At 58.0% G+C, this 4,883-nt stretch carries 4 protein-coding genes and 1 pseudogene; 2 read left to right on the forward strand and 3 right to left on the reverse strand.

Translation table 11 applies throughout. From position 1 onward, the window contains the following. Nucleotides 1–803, reverse strand: an 803-nt coding sequence (locus tag ABQJ48_RS37360) for a class I SAM-dependent methyltransferase (protein WP_367842876.1), incomplete at its 3' end; no start/stop codon positions are given. A gap of 372 nt (nucleotides 804–1,175) precedes the next feature. Here ABQJ48_RS37360 and ABQJ48_RS37365 point away from each other — a divergent pair. Next, nucleotides 1,176–1,313 carry a hypothetical protein gene (locus ABQJ48_RS37365; RefSeq protein WP_367842879.1) on the forward strand — a complete coding sequence of 46 codons (138 nt, stop codon included), beginning with the start codon at nucleotides 1,176–1,178 and terminating at the stop codon, nucleotides 1,311–1,313. Here the strand turns inward: ABQJ48_RS37365 and ABQJ48_RS37370 are convergent. Together ABQJ48_RS37370 and ABQJ48_RS37375 are read right to left on the reverse strand one after the other, a co-directional pair. Next, nucleotides 1,298–2,713, reverse strand: a pseudogene (locus tag ABQJ48_RS37370) (IS1182 family transposase). The gene ABQJ48_RS37365 and the pseudogene ABQJ48_RS37370 overlap by 16 nt on opposite strands. 284 nt (nucleotides 2,714–2,997) lie before the next feature. Continuing rightward, the gene (locus tag ABQJ48_RS37375; RefSeq protein WP_367842877.1) at nucleotides 2,998–3,879 is read right to left on the reverse strand and encodes a LysR family transcriptional regulator; all 882 of its coding nucleotides are present in this window, start codon (nucleotides 3,877–3,879) and stop codon (nucleotides 2,998–3,000) included. A gap of 104 nt (nucleotides 3,880–3,983) precedes the next feature. Between ABQJ48_RS37375 and ABQJ48_RS37380 the strand changes: the two genes are divergently transcribed. Continuing rightward, complete coding sequence (locus ABQJ48_RS37380) at nucleotides 3,984–4,586, forward strand: short chain dehydrogenase (RefSeq protein WP_367842878.1); 603 nt, start codon at nucleotides 3,984–3,986, stop codon at nucleotides 4,584–4,586. The last annotated feature ends 297 nt before the right edge of the window (nucleotides 4,587–4,883 follow it).

The following is a 4,883-nucleotide window of genomic DNA, read 5'->3' on the forward strand; positions in this document are numbered from 1 at the left end:
AAAGAACGCCTCGGAACATGGCATGATTGGACTGTCTCTGCCGCAATCGAGACAGTTATCTGATAAGGATAACTACGCGTGTGCCGAATAGTTGACTTCCAGCCGCCAACTTGACAACGCCCTCCGATTTGCTCGCTCAAGGTATGACCGAAAACCGAAGCTTCACCCCTTACTTGCTTCTCAGTCAGTTCCGTGGGAGTGAGGTCGCGTACATCCGAGTACGGAAGCCTGAACCGTGGTCGGATTAACCCCTGTGCCGCGAATTGCGGAGCACGATCGCTGATGAACACGACCGGATTGTAAAAGCTACTTAGTAGCCTACCTCCATGGCGCAGTACTCTGAAACACTCTTCCCACACTGGGCGTACATCAGGCACATATAAGTTAGAAATCGGTTGGAAGATGCAGTCGAAAGATGCATCCGCGAATTCCGATAGGTCTCGCATGTCACCCTGTACGACCTTAAGCGCGAGGCCATCCCGACGCGCCACCATCTCATCCTGCTCTAACTGCAGAGCGGAGGCATCGAATACGGTCACTTCAGCACCGGCTGCGGCTAAGAGTGGCGCTTGCTGGCCACCCGCTGAGGCAAGGCAGAGAATGCGTTGGGCTTGGATTTCAGGCAGCCAGTCGTCAGGCAATGCTCGGGGAGTAAGATGGACTTTCCAGTCGCCACGGCGCGCGGCCGAAATTACCTCAGAATTAACTGGTTGCGACCATTCGCATTGTTGCGCTGCCAGCCGGTCCCAAGCGCCGCGATTATGGTTGAAAATATCAAGATTGTCAGTCTGCGAGGCAGGCATCGTGTTTTCCTTCAAGTGATTTGGAAAACTGCCCGTAGACACGTGAACCGCAAGCGAATGCCCTGCGACAACCGGCCGTAACACCCCGTAGATCGGGTGCAGGGTCGAGCGGGGTCACCAGAGCGGAAAAGCAATGCGACTCTCGTGCTAGTCAGCGAGGGGCAAGATGCGAAGGCATCTCGGCATTTACTTGTTCACTCTGATGCGCTCCTGTCGAATATGCGAGGGAACCGGAATAGTAACGCGGCCCGCGAGCAAGGTGCAACTGCTTGCGCCAGGGATGCGACGAGCCTTATCGCCTCAGTCGCGTCCGTTATCGAATATAGACCGGACGTCCTAAATCCGTCACGGTGCCGGATCGAGTGGCCGTAGATGGCCGATCCTGTTGAAAAACTCGTGTTTTGGTTGAGGGCGCAGAAGTTGGCGACACGTTTTCGAGTTGTGGCGCTTAGCGAAGTGGCGAACTTGAACCAGGCAGCGATCCCCGTTGCTGGTCATGTAGCTGCCTGATTCATCTGCGTGCTTGCTGGCATGAGCCACTTGGCCATTCTTCGCAGATTTTGGGCGGTTGCTGCCATCAGGAACTCATCATGCGCACCGTTTGGCCGCGCAGTCGCAGGCGATCCAGCTTCAGGATGCGCTTGAGATGAGCGAAGAGCATTTCCACTTTCTTTCGCTGCCGGCGAGACTGCTTGTATTCTGGGGTTGTCGCGATGCGCCTCGCTTCATCGCGGGCGGCTTCATGGATGCTGCGCGTGATTTTGCGAAACGCCATATTCGGACAGCATTGATTCTTCATTGAACAATGGCTGCAGTTCTTTTCACTCGATCGATACACGATGGTGTCGGCTTTCGTGATGTGCGTGCGTGGATTTTTCAGTGGACGCCAGTCGCTGCGTAGCGCGTTCCCTGCAGGGCATCGATACTCGTTGGCCTGTTCATTCCAGATGAATTCACTACGGGAGAACGTATTGTCCTTGCGCGTTGTTTTATCCCAGACCGAGACGTGCGGCTCGATGTGTTTCCCTTCAACCATCCAGCCAAGCAGCGCTGCTGTGCCGTATGCGGTGTCACCTACCAGCTTGCGGGGCGTCAGGTCCCATTGACGTTCTACACGGTCAATCATTGTTCTGGTTGATTCGACTTCCTGTGACCGATTCGCCGGCGTCGCCTCAACGTCCATAATGATCCCTGCCTGCAGGTCAATCAGATAATTCGTCGAGTAGGCAAAGAACGCAGGGCCGCCTGGAGCGGCCGTCCATCGTGCGGCAGGATCGGTCAGGGATATCTTCTTTGGAGGCGTCAAAGACGCTGCTGGCTCAGACGCATCTGCTTCCACCGGATTGGTTTGCTCCAGTGCCTCAAGGTATTCCCGCACAGCGCGGCTCTGGCCGTCGGCACGTCTCCAGTCGATAGGCTCTGCTCCCAACACGCCATTCGCAGGACTCGCGTCTGCCTTGATGATGCTTGCATCAATCGCGAATCCCTCACCTTTGACGAGCCCTTCGGCCCATGCAGCGACTCAGCACAGATTCGAGCACGTGACGCAACAGATCGCTATCGCGAAAGCGCCCGTGACGGTTCTTTGAGAACGTCGAGTGTTCCGGTACGACGTCCTCCAGACCGAGGCGGCAGAACCACCGGTATGCAAGGTTCAGATGCACCTCTTCGCATAGACGTCGTTCGGACCGGACGCCAAAGCAGTAACCCACGATCAACATGCGAATCATGAGTTCCGGGTCAATCGATGGACGACCCATTGGGCTGTAGAACGGTGCGAGGTGCTGGCGCAGATCTCGCAGATCAAGAAAGCGATCGATGCCTCTCAGCAGGTGTGATTGCGGGACGTGGTGGTCGAGGTTGAACGAGTAGAAAAGCTTGTCCTGTCCGCTATCCAGTCGACCCATCATGACGATTAACTCCCGTCGTTTGATGCCTTCCAGGATACCTAACATTCCGCATCGCCGCCGACTTTTTCAACAGAATCGGCCGGGAGCGGGCATTGACGGGGCCGCCCTCAACTTTTGCTAAGGACCTGAAATCGGACATGGGGTCAACATCGGCCCGAACGAGTGATGCGGCAGTCGCGAATTCTTCGGCGGTGGCGGCCTGACGCTGCCAATAAGCACCACCAGCGCGAGACGAAGGGGGGCCTCGCGCTAAAGTGAATGGCCTATCGGAGCGTGGACAGCCACTAACCCAGTCGCGCCACCACGAAGTCGAGGAAACTGCGCAGCTTGGCGCTAGGCCGGGCTTCGGGCAATCGGACGATGTGGACCGCTCGCGTGGGGAGTTCCCAATCGGGCAGCAGGGGCACTACGTGACCTACAGCGATAGCTGGTGCAAGCAGTGCGTCCGCCTGCATGATCACGCCGACGCCCGCCATGGCGGCACTCAGCAGCGCCTGGCCATTGTTGGTGCTGAATCGCCCACGCACCGGCACATGTACTACATCGTCTCCTCGCGTGAAGCGCCAGACGTGTTTCGGTCCCCAAGCTGAAAAATTGAGCAGTGGGTACGCTTCAAGTTCCGACGGATGTGTCGGCATACCGTGGCGTGCGACCCAGCCAGGACTTGCCACAGCAAACATGCGAGACGTGGCAAGCGGACGTGCAATCAGCCTGTCGTCGAGCGTGCGGCTCATGCGCACCCCGCAGTCAAAGCCTTCTTCCGCGAGATCGACCACGCGATCGTTCAGGCTCAAATCCACATTCACTTGCGTGTGTGCAGCAATGTAGTCACCGATCACCGGCGTGAGCCGATGGGCACCAAAAGACACGGGAGCCGTGACCCTGAGCGTGCCTTGCGGCACCGCGCGCAAGGCGTCGGCAACGCCGTCAGCGGTGTGCACGCTGGCCAGCACGTCACGACATCGCTCGAGGTAGGCCGCGCCAATTTCGGTGAGTCGATGCCGCCGCGTCGTGCGCTCGATCAGTCTCGCGCCCAACTGCGCTTCGAGCGCGTGGATATGCTTGCCAACCATCACCGCCGAGAGATCGAGTGCCGTGGCTGCCGCCGCAAAGCTGCCCGCGTCGATCGTGGCCACGAACACTTCCATGGCGCGCAGTTTGTCCATATTGCTAACCTTTGATTTCGAATACGTAAACGATACGCCCATTTATCACATGGATAATTCGCAAAATAATCCTTCCATCCAGTTTTTTTAAAAAGGAGATGGACATGAAGGTTTTGCTGATTGGCGCGAGCGGTACCGTGGGCAGTGCAGTGGTTGCAGCGTTGGCCGAACGGCATGAGGTGGTTCGCGCGGGTCGCGAGCACGGCGAGTACCGCGTGGACATCACGCGCGACGACAGCGTGGAGGCAATGTTCAAGTCCATCGGCCCGGTGGACGCGATCGTTTCGACGACCGGCAGCCTGTTCTTCGGGCCTCTCGCGACAATGCGGCCAGCTGATTTCAACATCGGCTTGCAGGACAAGCTGCTCGGCCAAGTGCGAGTCGCTCTGCTAGGCCAGCACGTGCTGCGCGACGGCGGCTCAATTACGCTGACCACGGGCATCGTCGCCGAAGAGCCTATTCGTCAGGGAGCCAACGCGACCGCCGTCAACGCATCGGTCGAAGGCTTCGTGCGGGCGGCGGCCATCGAATTGCCTCGCGGTGTGCGCATCAACGCCGTAAGCCCGACCATGTTGACGGAATCAAAGGCCGTCTATGGGCCGTTCTTTCCAGGCTTCGAGTCGGTGCCGGCGACGCGTGTCGCACTGGCGTATGTGCGGAGCGTGGAGGGACCGCAAACAGGGCGTGTATATCGAGTATGGCGATGAGGTTCGGGCCGGCTTCCAAGTTGCCAGATCAGAACGATTGATCGCCAGGGCCAACGGCCGCTTCCACCCCCGTTGCAGACATATCGGGAGCGAACACGAGAGACGGCAAAGGGTCGGGCGGCGTCAGTCCGCCCTTCGAACTCATCGCTCGAAAGCGGTCACTGGAATTCAGCGGGTTTTGTCGCGATAAGGCGTGGCGCGGAGAAGCCATCCTTAGCAAATAGGAATCCTTATTTGGCAAGCAAGTAAAATTGGTCGGCAGATGTCTGATTCAAACCGTCGGTCTGCATTTGCCCC

It is taken from the genome of Paraburkholderia suaedae (genome assembly GCF_040812055.1).
GTDB lineage: Bacteria > Pseudomonadota > Gammaproteobacteria > Burkholderiales > Burkholderiaceae > Paraburkholderia.

Excerpts from the sequence above, each read along its gene's own strand:
- ABQJ48_RS37365 (WP_367842879.1), top strand. The coding sequence starts at position 1,176 with ATGGCCGATCCTGTTGAAAAACTCGTGTTTTGGTTGAGGGCGCAGAAG.
- ABQJ48_RS37375 (WP_367842877.1), bottom strand. The coding sequence starts at position 3,879 with ATGGACAAACTGCGCGCCATGGAAGTGTTCGTGGCCACGATCGACGCG.
- ABQJ48_RS37380 (WP_367842878.1), top strand. The coding sequence starts at position 3,984 with ATGAAGGTTTTGCTGATTGGCGCGAGCGGTACCGTGGGCAGTGCAGTG.